This is a genomic window from Spartobacteria bacterium UBA695, from assembly GCA_002298145.1.
In the GTDB taxonomy this organism is placed as follows: domain Bacteria; phylum Verrucomicrobiota; class Verrucomicrobiia; order Chthoniobacterales; family Chthoniobacteraceae; genus UBA695.
The window spans coordinates 194,550-215,116 of sequence record DBMP01000015.1 but is presented as its reverse complement, the minus strand read 5'-3'; the positions used below and the strand labels follow the sequence as shown (position 1 = coordinate 215,116).

At 60.6% G+C, this 20,567-nt stretch carries 17 protein-coding genes and 1 tRNA gene; 12 read left to right on the top strand and 6 right to left on the bottom strand.

Features of this window, described 5'->3' with window-relative positions:
* Nucleotides 1-104: 104 nt before the first annotated feature.
* Both B2828_RS09880 and B2828_RS09875 read left to right on the top strand, forming a co-directional pair.
* A complete protein-coding gene (locus tag B2828_RS09880; protein WP_479633562.1) occupies nt 105-557 on the top strand; it encodes a DUF6538 domain-containing protein in 453 nt (150 codons plus the stop codon).
* A 36-nt stretch (nt 558-593) separates the two neighbouring features.
* Complete coding sequence (locus B2828_RS09875) at nt 594-1,631, top strand: nuclease-related domain-containing protein (RefSeq protein ID WP_479633561.1); 1,038 nt, start codon at nt 594-596, stop codon at nt 1,629-1,631.
* Between the two features lie 11 nt (nt 1,632-1,642).
* Here B2828_RS09875 and B2828_RS09870 read toward each other — a convergent pair whose 3' ends face one another.
* From B2828_RS09870 to B2828_RS09855, 4 genes are all read right to left on the bottom strand, one after another.
* A complete protein-coding gene (locus B2828_RS09870; protein WP_479633560.1) occupies nt 1,643-2,512 on the bottom strand; it encodes a plasmid partitioning protein RepB C-terminal domain-containing protein in 870 nt (289 codons plus the stop codon).
* Nucleotides 2,509-3,369: a ParB/RepB/Spo0J family partition protein gene (locus tag B2828_RS09865; protein WP_479633559.1), complete on the bottom strand. Its 861-nt coding sequence runs from the start codon at nt 3,367-3,369 to the stop codon at nt 2,509-2,511. The genes B2828_RS09870 and B2828_RS09865 overlap by 4 nt, the downstream gene beginning before the upstream one ends.
* Before the next feature lie 14 nt (nt 3,370-3,383).
* Nucleotides 3,384-4,934, bottom strand: a complete 1,551-nt coding sequence (locus B2828_RS09860; protein WP_479633558.1) for a recombinase family protein — start codon at nt 4,932-4,934, stop codon at nt 3,384-3,386.
* A gap of 216 nt (nt 4,935-5,150) precedes the next feature.
* Complete coding sequence (locus B2828_RS09855; protein WP_479633557.1) at nt 5,151-5,378, bottom strand: hypothetical protein; 228 nt, start codon at nt 5,376-5,378, stop codon at nt 5,151-5,153.
* Nucleotides 5,379-5,617: 239 nt separating this feature from the next.
* On the opposite strand from B2828_RS09855, the gene B2828_RS09850 reads away from it, so the two are divergent.
* Together B2828_RS09850 and B2828_RS09845 are read left to right on the top strand one after the other, a co-directional pair.
* The gene (locus B2828_RS09850; RefSeq protein ID WP_479633556.1) at nt 5,618-7,699 is read left to right on the top strand and encodes a RecQ family ATP-dependent DNA helicase; all 2,082 of its coding nucleotides are present in this window, start codon (nt 5,618-5,620) and stop codon (nt 7,697-7,699) included.
* Nucleotides 7,696-8,976: a DNA-processing protein DprA gene (locus B2828_RS09845; RefSeq protein WP_479633555.1), complete on the top strand. Its 1,281-nt coding sequence runs from the start codon at nt 7,696-7,698 to the stop codon at nt 8,974-8,976. Before B2828_RS09850 ends, B2828_RS09845 begins: the two co-directional genes overlap by 4 nt.
* 42 nt (nt 8,977-9,018) lie before the next feature.
* Here B2828_RS09845 and B2828_RS09840 read toward each other — a convergent pair whose 3' ends face one another.
* A complete protein-coding gene (locus tag B2828_RS09840) occupies nt 9,019-9,456 on the bottom strand; it encodes a hypothetical protein (RefSeq protein ID WP_479633554.1) in 438 nt (145 codons plus the stop codon).
* A 162-nt stretch (nt 9,457-9,618) separates the two neighbouring features.
* On the opposite strand from B2828_RS09840, the gene B2828_RS09835 reads away from it, so the two are divergent.
* Both B2828_RS09835 and B2828_RS09830 read left to right on the top strand, forming a co-directional pair.
* Entirely contained in the window at nt 9,619-11,010 is a 1,392-nt protein-coding gene (locus B2828_RS09835) for a PAS domain-containing sensor histidine kinase (RefSeq protein WP_479633553.1), read from the top strand.
* Nucleotides 11,007-11,672: a response regulator transcription factor gene (locus B2828_RS09830; protein WP_479633552.1), complete on the top strand. Its 666-nt coding sequence runs from the start codon at nt 11,007-11,009 to the stop codon at nt 11,670-11,672. Before B2828_RS09835 ends, B2828_RS09830 begins: the two co-directional genes overlap by 4 nt.
* Here the strand turns inward: B2828_RS09830 and B2828_RS09825 are convergent.
* On the bottom strand, nt 11,669-12,880 hold the full coding sequence (locus B2828_RS09825; RefSeq protein WP_479633551.1) for a trans-sulfuration enzyme family protein: 1,212 nt from the start codon (nt 12,878-12,880) through the stop codon (nt 11,669-11,671). The two genes, B2828_RS09830 and B2828_RS09825, sit on opposite strands and share 4 nt — an antisense overlap.
* Before the next feature lie 78 nt (nt 12,881-12,958).
* Here B2828_RS09825 and B2828_RS09820 point away from each other — a divergent pair.
* The 6 genes from B2828_RS09820 (at nt 12,959) to B2828_RS09795 (ending at nt 20,567) form a co-directional block, all read left to right on the top strand.
* Nucleotides 12,959-13,030 (top strand) — tRNA-Cys (locus B2828_RS09820).
* A 32-nt stretch (nt 13,031-13,062) separates the two neighbouring features.
* Nucleotides 13,063-13,437, top strand: coding sequence for an HPr family phosphocarrier protein (locus tag B2828_RS09815; RefSeq protein WP_479633550.1), 375 nt, complete (start codon nt 13,063-13,065; stop codon nt 13,435-13,437).
* A gap of 104 nt (nt 13,438-13,541) precedes the next feature.
* On the top strand, nt 13,542-15,227 hold the full coding sequence (kdpA, locus tag B2828_RS09810) for a potassium-transporting ATPase subunit KdpA (RefSeq protein ID WP_479633549.1): 1,686 nt from the start codon (nt 13,542-13,544) through the stop codon (nt 15,225-15,227).
* 44 nt (nt 15,228-15,271) lie between these two features.
* Nucleotides 15,272-17,347: a potassium-transporting ATPase subunit KdpB gene (gene kdpB / locus B2828_RS09805; protein ID WP_479633548.1), complete on the top strand. Its 2,076-nt coding sequence runs from the start codon at nt 15,272-15,274 to the stop codon at nt 17,345-17,347.
* A 21-nt stretch (nt 17,348-17,368) separates the two neighbouring features.
* Nucleotides 17,369-17,908 (top strand): potassium-transporting ATPase subunit KdpC, encoded by a 540-nt coding sequence (gene kdpC / locus B2828_RS09800; RefSeq protein WP_479633547.1) that lies wholly within the window; start codon nt 17,369-17,371, stop codon nt 17,906-17,908.
* 4 nt (nt 17,909-17,912) lie between these two features.
* The gene (locus B2828_RS09795) at nt 17,913-20,567 is read left to right on the top strand and encodes a DUF4118 domain-containing protein (protein WP_479633546.1); all 2,655 of its coding nucleotides are present in this window, start codon (nt 17,913-17,915) and stop codon (nt 20,565-20,567) included.

Sequence of the window (20,567 nt, the reverse complement as noted above, 5' to 3'; positions counted from 1 at the left end):
AGACTCCGCCAGTTCTTACGCAAAGAACTGGCAATGAACCAACTCTTGATTTCTCAAGGGTTTACGACTGGAAAACTGTGACACATGCTGTTACACAACCCGGCGTGGATAAGCCCGAAATGTATCTCCGCCAACGCAACGGCATCTGGTATTTTCGCCGTCGAGTTCCCTCCGATTTGGAGGGCGTCATTCCACACTTCAATTATTCCCTTCACACCCGCAAACGCCAAGAGGCCGTGAGGGCGTATGCTGCCGCCTTAGCACTCTCAGAAGACGAAATTGCCAGCGCGCGGGAGAAGTTACGGGCCGATGCCGATAAAGGGCGAATCGAGGTGGCTCCATCTCGTCGGGAATATCAGCAACAAAAGGCGATGCAAGCTCAGCGCAAAAGGGCACGGGCTTTCTGCCAGTATGGTGACCAACCCGTGACAATCAAGTTGCTCGACGGCAGCCTGCACCTGATCACCCGAGGCCAATTCCACGAATTGCTAATCCTGGCTGGGGACTACTACCTGTCCCTATGGAGCACTCTCCAACAGAAGAAAGCCGCCCTATGACCGCGCCACCCGACATCTCTCGGTATAACAGGACGCATGCTGATTAAAGAAAAGGATGACATTCAGCCGATGATCGGCGAACTGGAACGTCTGCGGTTCAGTTCGTCTCTGACGCCCAAGCAAAAGGAATTGATCGAGGACGAGATTGTAGCCATGCAGGCGGGCCGCAGGGGAGAGCAACAAGCCGCCTACCACATCAATTTCCGGTATCAGAATTCCAAGAACTTTGCAGTCATCCACGACCTGCGGATCGAACATGAGGGACGGGTGGCCCAGATCGATCATCTGCTCGTCAACCGAATGTTCTACATCTTCGTCATCGAAAGCAAAAACATCAGCACCGCTCTGCGGATCACGGATCAGGAAGAATTTGAGGTTAAAACCCGCTACGGTTGGAAGGGCATGGCCTCCCCAGTAGAGCAAAACAAGCGGCATATCGAGGTGCTTAGTTCCTTGATCAAGGATCTCGGCCTGACGCCGAAACGCCTCGGCTTTTCCATCGAGCCGGTATTCCATCAATGGGTTCTCGTTCCCCCGGAATGCAACGTCGCCCGCAACACCGGGTCTGACCAAATCATCAAGATGGACATGTTTTCGAAGCGAATGGACGAATGGGCCGACCAACTGAGCGGTTCAGATCTCCTTAGCCTTACAAAATGGGTTTCAACGGATACCCTCAGGCAGTTTGCGAATGCGCTCCTGCTTCACCATCGCCCAGCACAATTCGATTATGCCGCAAAATTCGGCATAACGGCAGCCCCGTGCCCTCCTGCTCCCCTTGCGGCACGCACGGCCCGCGTCTCTCCTGAAAAGCACAAGGTATCCCCTGCGCCCACGGTGACAAAATGCCAAAATTGCGGCGAGATTCTGGATTCCAAGACCGTGGCATTTTGTCGCTTCAACAAAAAACGCTTCGGAGACGCCATGCTGTGCCGGAAATGCCAGAGTTTCGCCCCTGATCCGAAATGCGATCAATGCGGAGCGAGCGTGCCCAGCAGCGTCATCGCTTTCTGCCGGTTCAACAGCGAACGGTTCGGCAAGAAAATCCTCTGCCGGGATTGCCAGCCCAAATAGATCCGGGAGTTTTACAAAGACTCTATCTGGGAAATGTTTTCAAACTCGCTGAATATTTCCGGGTGCCGCGTGCTTAGAAAGCGGGTCACTTTGGCGTTTTTCAACAGCTTCTTAAGGTAGCTCTTGGCAAAAGTTAGATTGAGCATGTTTTGCCCGTAATCATCCTCCGATGCTCTGAAATCACGTTCCAGCGTGGCCATCTCCTGTTCCATCCGGGCCTGTTCTTCGGGAGATAGTTTCGCTTTTATCTTTGGCTTGTCGGGGCGCACCATCTGATCCTGCGGCGTTCCCATAATCAGCGCCTTCACATATCCCGTGGAGTAATTATTCGCACCGGTCATCAGTTCGGCCATTTCGATTTGGCGGAAGCTACTCACCCGCTTGAGCAAAGCCACGGCACTGTGAGTAATCGGTTTATCCTTGAGCAACTCGATGGCGTCCGGATGAATGCCATTGAGAAGATTGATGACCGAGAGCACATAGGAGATTTCGAGGTTCAGCGAGGCTGCGATGCGCGACGGCGACACGCCGGATTTCACCGCCTTCGAAATCATCGCGTGTTCCTGGATCGCCGTGACACGGCTGATGCGGGCGTTGTAGGTGAAACTTTCGTCGTCGGTTGAAAGCAGGCAGTCCGCCTCTGTTTCTCCAATTTTTTTCAATGCGGAATAGCGCAGGTGCCCATCCAGGAGGAAATAGAGCGCTCCCTTTTTGTAAACGATCAGCGGCTCAATAAGACCCACCTCTTTGATGGAATTCAATATGGCCCGGTATCGCGTGATTTTCTTTTCGGGCTCAACGATCTGGCGCACGGGCAGAATGTCGGTCAGAGGGAGTCGAAGTTTCTGCATTTCAAAACCGAGTTTGGCGTTTTGGCTCATGGGGTGTGGCGGCTGGATACTTTTTCGGCGAGAAACGCGGGCATTGAGGGTAATCCCTCGGCTCTCAGTAGATTGATGAAATCCTCATCCCCGAGAAGCGCTTTGAATGCGGCGACTAGAACCACAAGCTTCGAATCGCAAAGCCGGGCCTTTTTGATGAGCAGCTTTTGACGTTGGCATTCGTGGCGGTAAGCCGAAACCATGGATTCCGCGCTGCTCAACCCCTTTTTGGCGTGGTCATGATTGAGTGATTTCCCCAGAAATCGCCGCTGCTCGATCAGCCGCCGAATGGCTCGAATGGAAGTTTGGCTGACCTCTTTTTCCTGGTAGGCTTTCAGCAATTCACGCTGTGCCTCGATTCCTTCTGCCTTGGAGATTTCAACGGCGACCCACAACGGAATATTGCCCCGCATGGTTTCGTCCAGCAGTCGCTCCTCTCCTGCCTGGCTTAGGGCGAAAAAGCTGGATACAGAGGATTCTGCTATCCCCAGTTTTTCACTAATTTGGATATTGCTGTATCCTTGGGTTTTTAGCCGTTCGATCTCGCGGATCAGAGCAGACGTGGAAGGAGCCCGGCGGGCCATGTTTTCAACCAGACTGCGCAGGAGGCGATCCTCTTTTGATATCTCGACGACTTCGGCTGGAATCTCTGGGTAGCCGAGAATCTGGAAAGCTTCGATCCGTCCCTGACCGCACACTAGATCGTATCCGGGTTCCTCTCCATCCGCAACCAGACGGCGGCTGATTTGAATCGGCTTTTTCAAGCCGAGTGCTTTAATGCTTTCCACAATCACCCCAAACTTTTTCCTGTCCCGATGACGCGGGTTGAGGATGCGAATCCGTTCGATGGGGATCATTTGGATTTCACTTTTCATGCGGCGGTGTTGAGAAGAGTTCGGCGCGTCATGCTGAAGAAGAAATCGAGCGTGTCGAAGCGGTAGGCATCGAGATAAACGCCGTTCGACTCCGCGATGCGAAGTTTCTCCCAGGTCATATCTATTCCCGGAAAAAGGTAATAATCACGAATGGCATGGTTGGTAGCATCCATTCGTACGGCGATGGTAATGTCGGGTTTGAGGCGCTCGTCCAGCCGGATTACCCAGCGGGAGGAACCGGTGGTTGTTTCTTGATGACGGCAGAGAACGATGGAAACCCGAATCTCGCCGTTTACCAGCAGTAGCCTACTGGGCCACTCTTCGAGAACGGTTGCCCCCATTTGACGGAGCTGCTCGATAACCTCGGCGACGAATCCAGGATATTGCTTGCGGAGCGAGCGATTGATCTCAATGAATCGATAATCAATCTCGGGATCGTAACCGATGAGACGGTAGGCCGATACCAGGCTGCCGAACCGGGTGCGGAAGGCTGAGCTGGACGGCATGTTTTCGTTTTCATCAATGAGGATGCCGGAAATGCGCCCATGACTTTGCAGCACGGCTCGCAGCCTATGCAACATCTCCTCATCGGTGAGCTTGCGGCTACGAGCCAGGATGATTTCGCGTGCGGAAAGAAACAGGGCTTGCGGAACGATGCCCTGGAACACCCCTTCGAGACGAATCCACATTTCGGGCGGATTTTCGACGTGCTTCTTTTTCAGTTTGAAGGAAGTGCGGTGGTAGACGCTGTTGCCGATATATTTCTCGTTGGTCAAGACTTCGTGGACCGTTGCGCGTGTCCATGGACGCTCAAAGTCAGTCAGGACGCCTTTTGCATTGAGCATCGCCGCGAGCTGCGACTCGATCTTGCCCTCTTGTACGAATTGCTCATACATCCATCGCACGGTCGCCACTTCCTCATCCGGTCCTGGCACCAGGATTACACGGTCGGTCTGGATGCTTTTCTGCTCGCCGATCTTGAGCACCCCTTTTTGCTGGCCCGATTGGTCAATTAACATCCGGCGCAAGCCGTATCCCGCCGTTCCTCCCTGCTTGTAGCCAAATTGGATGAGGCGGCAGGCACCCTGAAAAACTTTGGCGGACAATTCCCGGCTGTATTCGCCCGCCATCGTGCGTTTGACGCTCTTGATGATCGTTGAAGCCGTGCTGCCGTCATTTTCAAATTGCTCCGCGCAGTAATGGACGGAGATCCCGGCGCGGCGGCAGATGTACTCATAATAGGCGCTCTCGTCGGCGTCCTGGAACCGCCCCCATCGGCTGACATCGTAGACCAGGATGCAGGCGTATTTGGCTTCGCCACTCTGCACATCCACGATCATCCGACCCAAGGCATTGCGGCCTTGAATGTTTAACCCGCTCTTGCCCTCATCGGAATAGATCGTAACGATCTCCATGCCGCGCCGCTGGGCATACTCCCGAATCACATCCATCTGGTTGCTGGTAGAGTACTGCTGGTGCTCCGTGGACATCCGGACATAGGCCGCAGCGTGCATGCTAGGCGTTGGGGAGGATGAGGCGTGGCTCATAGAAAGGGGATTTTCCAAAGAGCCGCTACCTTTGGAGCGAGTTCGAGAGCATGATGGTGATCCTCGCTCAAAGAACGGAACCCTTGCCAATGCTGCCAGAGGATGCTTAAGGACATGAGGTTTTTGTGGGATGACTCAGTATAGGGGATGCGTGCTTCAAAAAATGGCCTTGAGCCAAATTTGAAGCCTCTTGCGCCAAAACAGAGCCTCGCTGCGCTAAATATGTTGTAGACGGCGTTCCAGCAAACGCATCTCGTCGTCGCTTAAAGCCTCATCGGGGTTTCCTGCGACAACGAGGAGGAGAGCGAGTTTTACATCGGCTCGCTTGAATTCCGGGAGGAGCTTGTGATTTTCAAAAAAACGCGTGCCGTCAAGCAATCGGCCTTTGGTTAATTCCCAAACGTGATCTGTGGCGAGCCGGTTCAATACTTCAAACTGGATCATTCTTGTTTGCATCTCGGATGAATTACCACGGCGACGTAAATGTTTTTTAAGGTGCTTCGCGAGCCCGAACCTTTTTTTAAATACGGCCCTTTTGATCATTGTGTTCCATACCACAGGCCGATTAAATAGGCTGCCTCAGGGATTCCCCGCTAAACACCGCAGTGGTTTCCCCCTACAAGATATTTCATACGCTGCCGCAATGGCTGCGGCGTTAAACCAACTCCGGAACGGAATCCATCATGCAATACAACGCCTCACGAGCCCTCGCTCTTCTGCGGATTGGAACGCGGAACGCCAACGCCTCATTTCGCGAAGATCAGGAGGATGCCATCCGACAGGTTGTGGAGGGTGGCGGGCGGCTGCTGGTAGTGCAGAAGACTGGGTGGGGCAAGAGTTTCGTTTATTTCATCGCCACAAAACTACTACGCGACCAGGGGATGGGGCCTGCTATTCTGATTTCGCCGCTGCTTGCTTTGATGCGCAACCAGATTGCAGCTGCGGAGCGGATGGGCGTGCGCGCAGTCACTATCAACTCTGAAAACCACGATGGCTGGCAGAATATTGAGGAGTCACTGAAGCGGAACGAGGTGGATATACTCATCATCTCCCCGGAACGCCTTGCTAATGAGCATTTTGTCAACAAGGTGCTGGCTCCGATGTCTCATCATATTTCGCTACTGGTGGTGGATGAGGCTCATTGCATTTCGGACTGGGGGCATGACTTCCGCCCGCATTATCGGTTGATCGAGCGGATTGTGCGCACGCTGCCTCCCAATCTCCGCGTTCTGGCGACCACCGCGACGGCAAACAACAGGGTTCTCCAAGACTTGGAGTCCGTGCTGGGGCCCAATCTGAGCGTCTCCCGTGGAGGGCTTGGCCGTCCGTCTCTCCTGTTGCAGACGATGCGAATCCCGAGCCAAGCCGAGCGGATGGCCTGGTTAGCGACACATCTGCCGAATATCGATGGCAGCGGCATCATCTACACCCTTACGGTCCGCGATGCTGTGCAAGTAGCCGGGTGGCTGCGATCAAGAGGGATCCATGCCGAGTCCTATAGCGGGGAGACGGGAGAGAGGCGGCCGGTACTTGAGGACGCGCTATTACGGAATCGCGTGAAGGTATTGGTATCTACCACCGCGCTTGGAATGGGATTCGATAAGCCGGATCTCGCCTTCGTTATCCACTACCAGACTCCCGGGTCGGTGGTGGCCTATTACCAACAGGTTGGGCGAGCGGGGCGCCAACTTGATGCGGCTCATGGCGTTCTGCTCAGCGGCAAGGAGGAGACCGACATCAATGACTACTTTATCAAGAATGCCTTCCCCTCGCGACAGGAAGTGGCTGAGGTATTGGATGCCCTGCGAGCAGCGGCCAAGGGTCGGTCCATTAACGAGCTGATGAACCAGGTCAACATTAGCCGCGGGCGTATTGATAAGGCGCTCCAGTTGTTGTCGCTGGAATCACCTGCGCCGATTGTTAAGCAAGGCAGCAGGTGGACGCTGACGGCGACTGATCTTTCAGACGCCTTCTGGCAACGGGCAGAACGCTTGACTGAGTTGAGGCGGAAGGAACAGCAGGAGATGCAGGATTACGTGTCGCTGACATCGGGGCATATGGAGTTCCTGATCTGTGCGCTGGACGGCGATCCGGTTGATTACCGCCCGCCCGCTATTGATCCTCTCCCATCGACCTTCGATTCCGCCTTGGTCATAGCGGCCATTGCCTTCCTTCGCCGGACGAATTTACCACTAGAACCACGAAAAAAATGGCCCAGCGGCGGCCTTGCACGTTTGAGGGTCAAAGGCAATACGCCCATCGCACGAGAGCGGAATATGCAGCCGGGAAAGGTTCTCTGTGTCTGGGGCGATGCGGGCTGGGGTCAACTGGTTCGCGAAGGAAAATATCGTAGTGGAAGATTTGACGATCAACTGGTTGAAGCTTGCGCGGCGATGGTGCGTACATGGGCGCCGCAACCCGCCCCCGCTTGGGTCACCTGTATCCCCTCCAGACGCCATGATGGACTGGTGCCCGACTTTGCCCGCCGCCTGGCCACGGCGCTTCACCTTCCCTTCTATGCGGCTCTGGCCAAGACCGACGATAGACCGCCGCAGAAGGATATGGCCAACAGCAACCAGCAGGCGCGGAATGTAGACGGATCGCTGGCAATTCAGGGGAGTATCCCGTCGGGCCCTGTACTGTTGGTGGATGACATGGTGGACTCCAAATGGACTCTGACCGTTGCGGCTTATCTTTTGGCCTTACATGGCAGCGGATCCGTGTATCCTATGGCCCTAGCCTCGACTGCAAACACTGACGAATGATCGCCCCTCTCACACCCAACACGCAAGCCATTCTGCTGCTCACTGCGCCGCTGATCATGGGGAGCGGCGAATCCTCGTGCGACCTGCTCAGCCCGGGCGAATACAACCGGCTGGCGCGCATTCTTCGCGAGAAGCAACTACAGCCAGCGGACTTGATCGGGCCAGATGCGCGGAACGTTTTGGAGCTTTGTTCGCAACCGTTTGGGCAGGCCCGCCTGGAGGCGCTGCTCGGGCGTGGCTTTCTACTGAGCCAGGCCGTGGATCGTTGGACTACCCGATCCATCTGGGTGGTCAGCCGCGCGGATACCACCTATCCGCAACGGATTAAGGAGCATCTCAAAGAGAATGCGCCCGCTATTCTGTATGGCTGTGGAGAAATTGGGCTGCTCGACTCGGGGGGGCTGGCCGTGGTAGGATCGCGTCATGTGGACGACGAACTGATCGGCTTCACCGAGAACGTCGGGCGGCTTGCGGCAGAAGCTCAGTGCCCCATTGTTTCTGGGGGAGCCAAGGGGATTGATCGGGCTTCAATGCATGGTGCCTTACAGGCGGGTGGAATCGTTGTCGGTGTTATGGCAGACAGCCTGGAACGCGCAGCCCTTACCCGCGATCATCGTGAGCCCCTCATGGACCACAAGCTGGTGTTTATCTCACCCTACGATCCGGCGGCAGGCTTCAACGTGGGCCATGCCATGCAACGCAACAAGATCATCTACGCGTTGGCTGATGCGGCGCTGGTGGTCACATCGGATTTTGAAAAAGGCGGAACTTGGGCTGGAGCGATTGAGCAGTTGGAGCGGCTGCATTTCGTCCCCGTCTTTGTTCGCAACGCCCCCCTCTGCGGCAAAGGTAATACGGCGCTTCTGCAACAAGGCGCCATTCCCTGGCCTAATCCGCGCGATAAAAATGAATTGAGAGAGACGCTTTCCACCGTGGCTGCGGCAGTCGCCGCGGAGCCAAAAGAGGAAACTCTTCTGCTACAGTTCGACGAAGTAAAGGCACCGCTTGTGATGGAAACGACACCGAATTTACCTCCCGTCGCCGATACGGTCGCAGCGGAACCTTCGCCCCAAGAAGAGCTTCGATTAACGGTTAGCCGAATCCTAAGCCGGGCGCTGACCCAGCCGCGAAGTGAAGCTGAAGTAGCGGAACTCCTCGGAGTCCTAAAACCCCAAGCGAAGGCGTGGCTATTGGAGTTGCTTAAGGAAGGGATCCTGGAAAAACTCTCCAAGCCCATCCGCTATCGAGCTGTTACAGCTTCGGACCGCCTCCTTTAGTGCGAATTTGCGCGGAATTTGCGCGGAATTTTTTCCGGCAGGTCAGCTTGGGCGACGGTTCGGGTCGGGGGAGGCACCGCAGGCGGCGCTGCGTTGGGTGGTTTTTTTGTTCGAAAGAGAAAGGCCCGCTGTGCCCAGGGCGATGGAGGAGCCAATCAGCGTCGCGCCAATGGCGACTCTCCTCCGGTGTTCCCAGATGTGTTCGTTGACGGCTGATGCCGGTCCGGCGCTCAGGACGGCGAGATCGCTGTCGGCGATGGAATGGGAGGCGGCTACTTTTTCGGCGATGATCTGCGGCGTTCCGGCGCTCATCAGGCGGCTGCAGGTGCGCCCGTGGCTTTCCCCGCCAGGGTAGGCGGCCCGCAGGACGATGAATCCGAGACCAAAGGCGACGATGGCTACAAACGACAAAGGCGTGGCCAGCCAGTGCAGGGCGAGGCGGTGATTTTCCGGTTCGCAACCGGGGGGGATCGTGTGCATGGGATGCGAGCCTACCGACTTTGTGTAAAAAACGCTAGCTTTAAGGGCGAGGCGCTTGTTTTTCGGTGCGAGAAAATTCCTTGCAAATGTGGGCTCGGAGCGTATCGACTGGTGCGCCCTTTATCGCCTCTTTTACCGCCCGATTTGATTTTGCGCTTTCGAATGAATCTCGACCTGCTCCGGAAACAGCCTCGCTGGGCTATTGACCTTGAGGCGCTCCTCATGGTGTGCGTCATCGGCTATACCGATTATTCCGCCGGGTATGACGTCAGCATGTTCGCTTTCTACTCGCTGCCGATCCTTTACACGGTTTGGTTTTCCGGGCGTGCGTCGCGTTTTGGGGCGTGCGTGGCGTGTACGATTTCCTGGGCCATTGCGGATATTTCGGCGGGCCATCCCTATGCCGACGTCTGGATCTATGTATGGAATACGATGGTCCAGTTCAGTGTTTTTGTGGCGGCTATGGTGGGGGGCGAGGCCATCAAAAACCAGATCGAACGGAGCCACCAGCGCGTGGTGGCGCTGGAGCGCTTTCATATCCTGGCGCAGATTTCCCCGGTGGGCATTTTCCGGGCCGACGCGGAGGGGGCGTGTATTTTTGTCAATCAGCGCTGGTGCAAGATCACCGGCCTCGGCGAGGAGGGGGCACTGGGCTGCCGCTGGACCGACGCGTTGCACCCCGATGACAAGGATCGCATCGCGGCCGACGCGGCGCGGGCGGCGCGGGAGAAGCGCTCGATCGAATTCGACGGCCGGTTTCTGCGCGCCGATGGTTCCGTGGCCTGGGCGCATGGGTGCGTGGCGCCGGAGCTGGACCGCGAGACCGGGGCTCACGGCTATGTGGGCGCGGTGATGGACGTTTCCGAGCACCGGCGGCTGGAGTGCGAGATCCTTGAGAGCGGCGAGCGGGAGCAGCAGCGCATCGGGCAGGATCTCCACGATGACCTTTGCCAGTTCCTCGCGGCCATCCAGTACACAGCCGCTTCGCTGGTCACGGATCTGCAACGCAATGCAGTGCCGGAGGCGGTGGAGGCCCGGGATGTTTCGGACCTGCTCAAGGAGGCTGTTCAGCGGACGCGCAACCTGGCGCGGGGGATCTTCCCTGTGCAGCTGGAACAGGGGGGGCTGGTCTCGGCGCTTTACGAGTTTGCCGCTAATTCCAGCCGGGCTTTTGACGTCGATTGCGTGCTGCGGTGCGACCAGCCGATCAATATTCCCGACCGCAGCGCGTCCTCGCACCTCTACCGCATCGCCCAGGAGGCGCTCCACAACGCGGTGCGTCATGGCCGGGCCCGGCAGGTCATCCTGTCGCTTTTCCAGGAAAACGACTGGATCACGCTCACGGTGGAGGACAATGGCGTGGGGATTCCCGCCGATTTGCGGGAAAATCAGCGCGGCATGGGGCTGCGAATCATGGAATACCGCTCGCATATGATTGGCGGATCGCTAAAAATAGAGCGTCCTCCGCACGGTGGGACGCTCGTTGCGTGTTCGTTCCACAAACAGAGCCGCCCCGCCGCGCGCAAGGCCCCCTCCAGTACCATGGCACTATGAAAGACGAATCCTCCAAGACCACGCGGGTCGTGATCGTCGACGATCACCCGATGCTGCGCGAACGGCTGGCCCTCCTTATTGAAAAGGAGCCGGGCATGGTCGTCAGCGGCGAGGCCGACAACGTTCAGCAGGGGCTCGATCTCATCGAGTCGCAGTGGCCCGACATCGCAATCGTGGACCTGACGCTCAAGGGCTCAAGCGGGCTGGAGCTCATCAAAGACCTTAAGGCGCGGGCGATCCCGACGCCGGTGCTGGTGCTCTCGATGCACGACGAGTCGCTCTACGCCGAGCGGGCGCTGCGGGCGGGGGCTCTGGGCTACATCACCAAGCAGGCGGCCTCCGAGGAAGTGCTCGCGGCCATTCATCGCGTCCTTTCCGGCAACGTCTACCTTAGCCGCGATTTCACGGAGAAAATCGTCAACCAGATGGCCGGGGCCGGGCTGCCCGCGGAGTATTCCCCGCTGCACCTGCTGGCCGACCGCGAGCTGGAGGTCTTTCGCCTCATCGGCCTCGGGCAGACCACCCGGGAGATCGCCACGGCGCTCGGCCTGGGGCTCAAGACCGTCGATACCTACCGCGAGCGCATCAAGCAGAAGCTCAACCTTAAAAATGCCGCCGAACTCTACCGCAAGGCCACCTGCTGGGTGCAGGAGCAGGGCTAAATTGCCAAAAGCGCCTGGTCGAGATCTGCGGTGAGGTCCGCCGGGGTCTCCAGGCCCACGGAGAGCCGGAAAATGCCCTCGCCCGCATAGCTCTGGTAGGCGGCTTTTTGCGCCGGGTTGAGCTTGAAGGAGGTCTCCAGCATGTCCGCGCTCGGCAGGTAGAAGACGAGGCTCCGGTGGTGGCCCAGCGAGACGGCGTAGTGGATGATTTGGAGGTGTTTTGCGAGCGCCTCGGCGGCTTTCGGGCCGTCATCAACCTGGAAGGTCAGCATGCCCGAGAAATTGGCCATCTGCCGCGTCGCCAGCTCGTGCTGCGGGTGCGAGGGGAGGCCCGGGTAGATCACGCGGCGGATTTTCGGATGGCTTTCGAGGAAGCGCGCCACTGCCAGCGCCCCCTCCTCGTGGGCCCGCATCCGGATGGGCAGCGTGGCCAGGCCGCGCAGGATCAGCCAAGCGTTAAAGGGGCTCAGAATGCCGCCCGTGCGGATTGCTACCTTCTTGCGCAGCTCGGCCAGCTCGGCGGCCGGTCCGAGGATCGCTCCCCCAATGGCGTCGCCGTGGCCGCAAAGGTACTTGCTCAGCGAGTGGACGACGTAATCCGCCCCGAGCGAGAGCGGGCGCGTGGCAATCGGTGTGGCAAAGGTCGAGTCCACCGCGAGCTTCGCCCCGGCCTCGTGGGCGATGCGGGCCACGGCGGCCAGGTCGGTGAGGCGGATGATCGGGTTGGCCGGGCTCTCGGCGTAGATGAGCCGGGTGTTCGGGCGCAGCGCGGCCTGCACGGCGGCCAGGTCCGAGAGGTTCACCTTGGTAATCTCGATGCCGAGGGAGGGGAGCAGCTCGTTGGTCAGCTCAGCCGTGGCGGCGTAGGTGATGTCGCTCACGATGGCGTGGTCGCCCGCCTTGAGCGTGTAGAGCAGCAGCGAGGAGACCGCTGCCATGCCGCTGGCAAAAGCGATGGCCCGTTCGGCTCCCTCCAGCGCGGCCAGCTTCTGCTCCAGCTGATCGACGGTCGGGTTGGCCCAGCGGGTGTAAATAAAAGGGGTATCTTCATCCAGGCCTTCCACGGAAAAACCGGCGCTCGGGTCGGCAACGAACGTCGTGGACATCACCAGATTCGGGGCAGAGGCGCGGGTCGTTGGATCGGGTTTTTCCCCGGCATGAATGGCCAGGGTTTCAATGCCACGGGAGGGATCAGCGGAAGTACTCATGAGAAAATAATACCAAGAAAGTCAAAAATAGGGTTGCACGATAATCGCCCACCTAGTAAATAGCTAGGCGAAAGTTATGGCGGAGTAGCCAAGTGGCTAAGGCACGGCCCTGCAAAGGCCGCATCACCGGTTCGATTCCGGTCTCCGCCTCTTTTTTATAACACATTAATCCAATGAAAACCATGACAGCGTCTTCTGACACCGACCGCGTTTCCACCTCCATTCAAGGTGCGGCCCAGTGCGTTGTGCGCGAAGTCGTGGTCCTCAAACCCTACGGGCTGCACATCCAGCCCGCCGCGGCGTTGGTAGAGCTGGCGGGTAAGTTCACCAGCAATCTGCGGTTGGTCGTTGACGGCCAAAGCTTTGGAACGGCCTCGATCCTCGACCTCCTGGCGGCCAACCTGGCTTTCCGCAAACGGGCCACGCTCATCGCGGAGGGATCGGATGCCGGAGAAGCGGCGGAAGCCGTGGCGCGCTTCCTGGCGCAGCAGCCGCACAATGCGGCGGAATCTCCGGCCAGCTCGCTCGCCGAGCCCGTCCTAAAGCGGGTGGCGTAGGATTTCGGACCATTTTAAGGGGGCCGCGTTAATACTTTTTTAACGCTTTAGGCCCCCCATTTAACTCACGGGCTCGAAGGAATAGCGGCAGACTACCTGTCGTTATGAACCAGCGAGACTTGATTCAGTTGGCGCTCTTCCTCGGAGCGCTTTTGGCGGTAACCCCGCTTTTGGGTAAATGGATGGCCGGGGTGCTTTCCGGGGAGAAAACGCTTCCGCTCCTCAAGTGGGTGGAGGGCTTGATCTACCGCGTCTCGGGCATCGACCCCCAGCGCGAGATGAGCTGGCAGCGCTACCTCGGCGCCGTCCTGGCCTTCAACGTGCTTGGCATCCTGCTCGTCCTCGTGGCCGAGATGACCCAGGCGTGGCTCCCCTTCAACCCGCAGCACCTCCCCAACCTGCCCTTTCCGCTAGCGCTCGGCACGGCGGTCAGCTTCGTCACCAACACGAACTGGCAGGCCTACTCTGGCGAGCAGACCATGAGCTACGGCACCCAGATGTGGGCGCTCTGCGTGCAGAATTTCCTGAGCGCCGCGACGGGCATTGCCGTGGCGGTGGCGCTCATCCGGGGCCTCACGCGCCGTTCGAGCCAGACGCTCGGCAATTTCTGGGCCGACGTAACCCGCTCCACTCTCTACATTTTGCTGCCCCTCTCGGCAATCTTTGCCGTCGTGCTCGCGGGGCAGGGGGTGGTGCAGACCTTAGCGCCTTATGCCGACGTGACGACCGTTGAGGGGGCCCAACAGACCCTTCCGCTCGGGCCCGCCGCCTCCCAGATCGCCATCAAGCAACTGGGAACCAACGGCGGCGGTTTCTTTGGCCAAAACAGCGCCCATCCCTTTGAGAACCCGACGCCGCTAACGAACTTCCTGGAAATCTTCGCGATCTTCGCCATCCCCGCCGGGTTGACGTACACCTTCGGCCTCATGTCTGGCAACCGGCGGCAAGGCTGGGCGCTCTTTGGCGCGATGCTGGTGCTTTTCGTCGCCGGGTTCGCCATCGCCTGGCCCGCCGAACTGGCCCACAACCCCGCCACGGGCCTCACCGCCTCGATGGAGGGCAAGGAGGCGCGCTTCGGCGTCATGAATTCCGTCCTCTTCGCCACCGTCACCACCGACACCTCGTGCGGGGCCGTCAACGCCATGCACGACAGCTTCTCTCCCATCGCGGGCATGGTGGCCATGGTCAATATGATGCTCGGCGAGGTCGTCTTCGGCGGCGTCGGCTCGGGGCTCTACGGCATCCTGATTTTCGCCATCCTGACCGTCTTTATCGCGGGCCTCATGGTGGGGCGAACGCCCGAGTACCTGGGCAAAAAAATCGAGGCGCGCGAGATCACCTGGTCCGTCGTCACCGTGCTTGTGCCCGCCGTGGCGATCCTCGGGGCGACCGCCGTGGCCTGCGTGACGAAAGCGGGTGTCTCCTCCGTTGCCAACCCGGGGCCGCATGGCTTTAGCGAAATCCTCTACGCCTTTACCTCCATGGTGGCCAACAACGGCAGCGCGTTCGCGGGGCTCAACGCCAACACCGATTTTTACAACTACCTCTCCGCGCTCGTCATAGCCGTTGGGCGCTTCGCCGGGATCATCCCCGTCTTGGCCATTGCTGGGAGCCTGGGCGCCAAGAAAATCGCGCCCCCCTCGGCGGGCACCTTCCCCACGGACAGCCCGACCTTTGCCGTGCTGCTCATCGGCGTCATCCTAATCGTCGGCGCGCTGACCTTTTTCCCGGCGCTCTCGCTTGGCCCCGTCGTCGAGCACCTCCTCGCCCAGGCCGGGCGCACGTTCTAAGGTGCTCACGGGTATTAAATAACATCAAATATTTTTCAGATCCCATGAAACCCAAGACTTCCCTTCTCGATCCGGCCCTGCTCCGGCAGGCCGCGCTGGATTCCTTCCTCAAGCTGGACCCTCGCGTCCAGTGGAAGAATCCCGTCATGTTCGTCGTCTACATCGGGGCCATCCTCACCGCGCTGGCCACGGTGCGCGCCTTCTCCGGCTTTAATTTGCAAATCACGCTCTGGCTTTGGTTCACGCTCCTCTTCGCGAACTTCGCCGAGGCCATGGCCGAGGGGCGAGGCAAGGCCCAGGCCGCCACGCTGCGCGGCATGCGCACCAAGACCCACGCCCGCAAGCTGGTCGGCGGGCGCGAGGAATCGGTCGCGGCGGGCGAACTCGCGGCGGGCGACACGGTCGTCTGCGAGGCGGGCGACATCATTCCCGCCGACGGCGAGGTCATCGAAGGCATCGCCAGCGTGAACGAATCGGCCATCACCGGCGAATCCGCGCCCGTCATCCGCGAGAGCGGCGGCGACCGGAGCGCCGTCACCGGCGGCACGCAGGTCATCAGCGACCGCGTGGTCATCCGCATCACCAGCGAACCCGGCAACACCTTTCTGGACCGGATGATCTCCATGGTCGAGGGGGCCCAGCGGCAGAAAACGCCCAACGAAATCGCCCTGGGCATCCTGCTCGTGAGCCTCACCGCGCTCTTCATCCTGGCCGTCGCCACGCTGCCCGCATTCACTAGCTATAGCGAGAGCGCCGCGGGCCAGAGCGGCGTCGTGAACCTTTCCATTCCCGTGCTCGTGTCGCTCTTGGTCTGCCTCATCCCGACGACCATCGGCGGCCTCTTGAGCGCGATTGGCATCAGCGGCATCGACCGCCTCGTGCGCCGCAACGTCCTGGCCACCAGCGGCCGCGCCGTCGAGGCCGCGGGCGACATCGACGTCCTGCTGCTCGATAAAACCGGCACGATCACCCTCGGTAATCGCATGGCCTCGGACTTCATCCCCGTTGAGGGAATCACCCAGGCGCTCCTGGCCGACGCGGCGCAGCTCTCCTCGCTCGCCGACGAAACGCCCGAGGGGCGCAGCATCGTTGTCCTGGCCAAGGAAAAATACGGTCTGCGGGGCCGTGAGGTGGCCGAGCCGCACGCCGTGTTTGTCCCCTTCACCGCGCAGAGCCGCATGAGCGGTGTTGATTTCCCCGCCCGCGACGGCGCTCCCGCCCGCTCGATCCGCAAGGGCGCGGCGCAGTCCGTGCAGGATTACGTAGAGAGCCTCGGCGGTTGTTTCCCGAAATCGGCGGCGAAGGCCGTGGAGGACATCTCGCACCGGGGCGGCACGCCGCTCGTCGTGGCCGAGGGGGCGCAAGTATTGGGTGTGATCGAGCTCAAAGACGTCGTCAAAGGCGGTATTAAAGAGCGCTTCATGCACCTGCGCAAAATGGGCATCCGCACGGTGATGGTCACGGGCGACAACCCGCTCACCGCTGCCGCGATTGCCGCCGAGGCGGGCGTGGACGACTTCATGGCCCAGGCGACGCCCGAGGACAAGCTGCGGCGCATTCGCCAGGAACAGACCGAAGGGCGGCTCGTGGCAATGACCGGCGACGGCACCAACGACGCGCCCGCCCTCGCCCAGGCCGACGTCGGCGTGGCGATGAACACCGGCACGCAGGCCGCGCGCGAGGCGGGCAACATGGTCGACCTCGACAGCAACCCGACCAAATTGATCGAGATTGTGGAAATCGGCAAACAGCTCCTCATGACGCGCGGGGCGCTCACCACCTTTTCCATCGCCAACGATGTAGCAAAGTATTTTGCAATATTACCGGCCCTTTTCGGCTCGCTCTACGCCGTGGCCGGTTCCACGCAAGGCCCGTTGCAGGCGCTCAATGTCATGCACCTGCATTCGCCCGAAAGCGCGATCTTAAGCGCCGTCATTTTCAACGCGCTCATCATCGTGGCCTTGATCCCGCTCTCGCTCAAAGGCATCGCCTACCGGGCAGTCGGCGCGGCTCAGGTGCTGCGGCGCAACGTGCTCATCTACGGCGTCGGCGGCCTCCTGGCTCCCTTTGCCGGGATCAAGCTCGTCGACCTGCTCCTGGTAGCCGTTCACCTTGTCTAATAACCTTCATTTTACTTTCCTATGAAAACGATACTTCAAGCTCTGCGTTTATTGGTTGCCTTGACGCTCCTTACCGGCGTCGCCTATCCGCTGGCCGTCACCGCCTTTGCCCGCGTAGCCTTCCCGTGGCAGAGCACGGGCAGCCTCGTCGGGCGCGATGGCAAGCCGATCGGCTCCGCGCTCCTGGCGCAGAAATTCGATGGCCCCACGTACTTCTGGACGCGGCCCTCGGCGGCTGATTTTGCCACCGTCCCGAGCGGCGCGAGCAACCTCGGGCCCACCAGCGACGCCCTGCGCAAAGCCGTCGCCGAGCGCAAGGCGAAATTCGGCGAAAACGCCCCAGTCGATCTGCTGACCAGCTCCGCGAGCGGCCTGGACCCTCACATCAGCCCGGCGGCGGCGCAACGGCAGACCGCCCGCGTCGCGGCGGCCCGGAACCTTCCTGTTGAGAAAGTGGCGGCCCTCGTGGCGCAAGTCACGGAGCCGCCACAATACGGGATCTTCGGCGAGCCGCGCGTGAATATTTTGTCTCTCAATCTGAAACTCGATGGCATAAAGTAATCCCATGGCCGACGAAACCCGTCCTGACCCCGATGCGCTTTTAAAGTCGATCCGCGAGGAAGCCGAAGCGGCCCGGCGCGGCCGTTTGAAGATCTTCTTTGGGATGTGCCCCGGTGTGGGCAAGACCTTCGCCATGCTGCTGGCCGCGCGCCAGGAGCTGGAAAAGGGCGTCGAGGTGGTGGCGGGCATCGTCGAGACCCACGGGCGCAAGGAGACCGCCGCGTTGCTCGAAGGCATCCCGATCGTGCCGCGCCTCCAGGTCGTTTATCGGGGTACGACGCTGGAGGAAATGGACCTGGACGCGCTGCTCGTCTGGCATCCGCGCCTGGTGCTGGTGGACGAGCTGGCCCACACGAACGCCCCCGGCAGCCGCCACCCGAAGCGCTACCAGGATGTGCTGGAGCTGCTCGACGCGGGCATCGACGTCTTCACCACCGTCAACGTCCAGCACATCGAGAGCCGCAAGGACACCGTGGCGCAGATTACCGGCGTGCAGGTTCGCGAGACCGTGCCGGATTCGCTGCTCGACCTCGCCGAGGACATTACGCTCATCGACCTGACGCCCGATCAGCTCCGCGACCGCCTCTCGGAGGGGAAGGTCTACATGGGCGACCGCGCGGCCAACGCCGCCGACAATTTTTTCCGCGAAAGCAACCTGATGGCGCTGCGCGAAATGGCCCTGCGCCTCACCGCCGAGCACGTGGACCGCGACTTGCGCGAATTCAAGCAAGGCCTCGTCGTGGGCGAGCCGTGGAAGGCGGGCGACCGGCTGCTGGTGGCCGTGAGTGCCAGCCCGTCCTCGGAAATGCTGATCCGCTGGGCCCGCCGCGCCGCTGCGTCGATGGAGGCAAGCTGGATCGCCGTGCACGTCGAGACGCCCCGGCAGCTCACGCCGCTGGACGAAGTGCGCCTCGGGCTCAATCTCGCGTTGGCCCGGCAGCTCGGCGCGGAGGTGCAGATGGTCGAGGGGACCGACGCGGGCGAGGCGATTCTGCGGGTCGCCCGGGCGCACAACGTCACGCAGATCATCGTCGGCAAGCCGGGGCCGCGCACGTTTGCAAGCTGGTTTAAAAGATCACCGGTGGACTGGCTCGTGCGCCACAGCGGCGACATCGACGTTCACATGGTTCGCGCCGTGGCTCCACGCGGCCCCGTCCCCAACGCCCCGCCCGCGCCCCGGCCATGGAAGCAATACGGTACGGCGCTCGGGATCGTCGCGGCGGTCACGCTGGCCGGGCTCGCCATGGAACCGGCCACGGGCTACTGGGCTATCGCGCTTGTATATTTATTAACGCTCATTATCTCCGCCCTGCGGCTGCGTCGCGGGCCGACGCTCACGCTCGCCACGGTGAGCGCGCTGCTTTGGGATTACTTATTCATACCGCCGCGGTTTACCTTTTTCATTCGCGAAGCGCCGGATGTGTTGATGTTCGCAATGTATTTCGTCGTCGCGCTCGTCATCGGGCACCTTACCTCGCGGCTTCACGAACGCGAGGAGGCCGAGCGGCGCGGCGAGGAACGGGCCACGGCGCTCTACCGGCTCTCCCGGGCGCTGGCCGCCACGCGCGAACCCTCCGAGGCGCTCGCCGTGGTGGTCAAGCAGATCCGCGAGACCTTCGGGGCCGACGCCTGTCTGCTTGTGCGCGACGAAGAGGGGCGCTTCTCTGGCGAGGCCCACCCCGCCAGCACGCTGACTTTGAGCCCCAAGGAGGAGAGCGTGGCCGTGTGGGCCTTTCAGCACCGGCAGCCCGCCGGGCGCTTCACCGACACGCTGCCGGATAGCGAGGCGCTCCACTTGCCGCTGCTCACGGGCGGCAACGCCGAGGGCGTGCTCGCGGTCCGCTTCCCCGACGGCACGCCGTTGACCATGCATCGCCGCGAATTGCTGGAGGCCTTCGCCGCGCAGATCGCCGTGACGGTTGAAAAGGACCGCCTCGCGCAGATCAGCCGCAAGGCACAGATCGCCGCGCAGTCCGACCGCCTCCAGCGCGCGCTTTTTGACACCATTTCGCACGAGCTCAAGACGCCGCTCGCCGCGCTCACCGCCGCGCTGGAGCAGCCCGAGGGCGCGCCCCCCTCGCACGAGATCCGCCCCGCCGTCAAGCGCCTCACGCAGGTCGTCAACAACCTTCTGGACATGACGCGGCTCGACTCGGGCATGATGGAGCCCAAGCTCGAATGGGCCGACCCGGGCGAACTCGTCATGGAGGCGCTCGAACGCGTGGAGGAGCAGACCCGCTCCCGCGACGTCACCTTGCAGATCCCGCCCGATCTGCCGCCGCTGCACATCGACCCCGCACTCGTTCGGCAGGCGCTGACGTTGGTGTTATCCAACGCCACTCAGTATACACCACCGGGAGCCGGAATCGAGGTCTCCGCCGCGCTCGACGCCGGGCGGCTCAAGCTCGTCGTGGCCGACCACGGGCAGGGGATTAAGCCCGGGGACGAGGAGCGGATTTTCCAGAAATTCTATCGCGGCGAGGGGGCCCCATCGGGCGGCACCGGCCTGGGGCTTTCGATCGCGCGGCGGCTGGTGGAGGCTAACCAGGGAACCCTCACGGCCCACAACCGCCCCGGCGGCGGCGCGGTCTTCACGCTCGATCTTCCGGCGGGCGAACTGCCGAGCCTCCCCGAGGAAAAGACGCTTCCCGAGGCTTGA

Coding starts and splice junctions, on each gene's coding strand:
- B2828_RS09875 (WP_479633561.1), top strand. CDS start 594: ATGCTGATTAAAGAAAAGGATGACATTCAGCCGATGATCGGCGAACTG.
- B2828_RS09870 (WP_479633560.1), bottom strand. CDS start 2,512: ATGAGCCAAAACGCCAAACTCGGTTTTGAAATGCAGAAACTTCGACTC.
- B2828_RS09865 (WP_479633559.1), bottom strand. CDS start 3,369: ATGATCCCCATCGAACGGATTCGCATCCTCAACCCGCGTCATCGGGAC.
- B2828_RS09860 (WP_479633558.1), bottom strand. CDS start 4,934: ATGAGCCACGCCTCATCCTCCCCAACGCCTAGCATGCACGCTGCGGCC.
- B2828_RS09855 (WP_479633557.1), bottom strand. CDS start 5,378: ATGATCCAGTTTGAAGTATTGAACCGGCTCGCCACAGATCACGTTTGG.
- B2828_RS09850 (WP_479633556.1), top strand. CDS start 5,618: ATGCAATACAACGCCTCACGAGCCCTCGCTCTTCTGCGGATTGGAACG.
- B2828_RS09845 (WP_479633555.1), top strand. CDS start 7,696: ATGATCGCCCCTCTCACACCCAACACGCAAGCCATTCTGCTGCTCACT.
- B2828_RS09840 (WP_479633554.1), bottom strand. CDS start 9,456: ATGCACACGATCCCCCCCGGTTGCGAACCGGAAAATCACCGCCTCGCC.
- B2828_RS09835 (WP_479633553.1), top strand. CDS start 9,619: ATGAATCTCGACCTGCTCCGGAAACAGCCTCGCTGGGCTATTGACCTT.
- B2828_RS09830 (WP_479633552.1), top strand. CDS start 11,007: ATGAAAGACGAATCCTCCAAGACCACGCGGGTCGTGATCGTCGACGAT.
- B2828_RS09825 (WP_479633551.1), bottom strand. CDS start 12,880: ATGAGTACTTCCGCTGATCCCTCCCGTGGCATTGAAACCCTGGCCATT.
- B2828_RS09815 (WP_479633550.1), top strand. CDS start 13,063: ATGACAGCGTCTTCTGACACCGACCGCGTTTCCACCTCCATTCAAGGT.
- kdpA (WP_479633549.1), top strand. CDS start 13,542: ATGAACCAGCGAGACTTGATTCAGTTGGCGCTCTTCCTCGGAGCGCTT.
- kdpB (WP_479633548.1), top strand. CDS start 15,272: ATGAAACCCAAGACTTCCCTTCTCGATCCGGCCCTGCTCCGGCAGGCC.
- kdpC (WP_479633547.1), top strand. CDS start 17,369: ATGAAAACGATACTTCAAGCTCTGCGTTTATTGGTTGCCTTGACGCTC.
- B2828_RS09795 (WP_479633546.1), top strand. CDS start 17,913: ATGGCCGACGAAACCCGTCCTGACCCCGATGCGCTTTTAAAGTCGATC.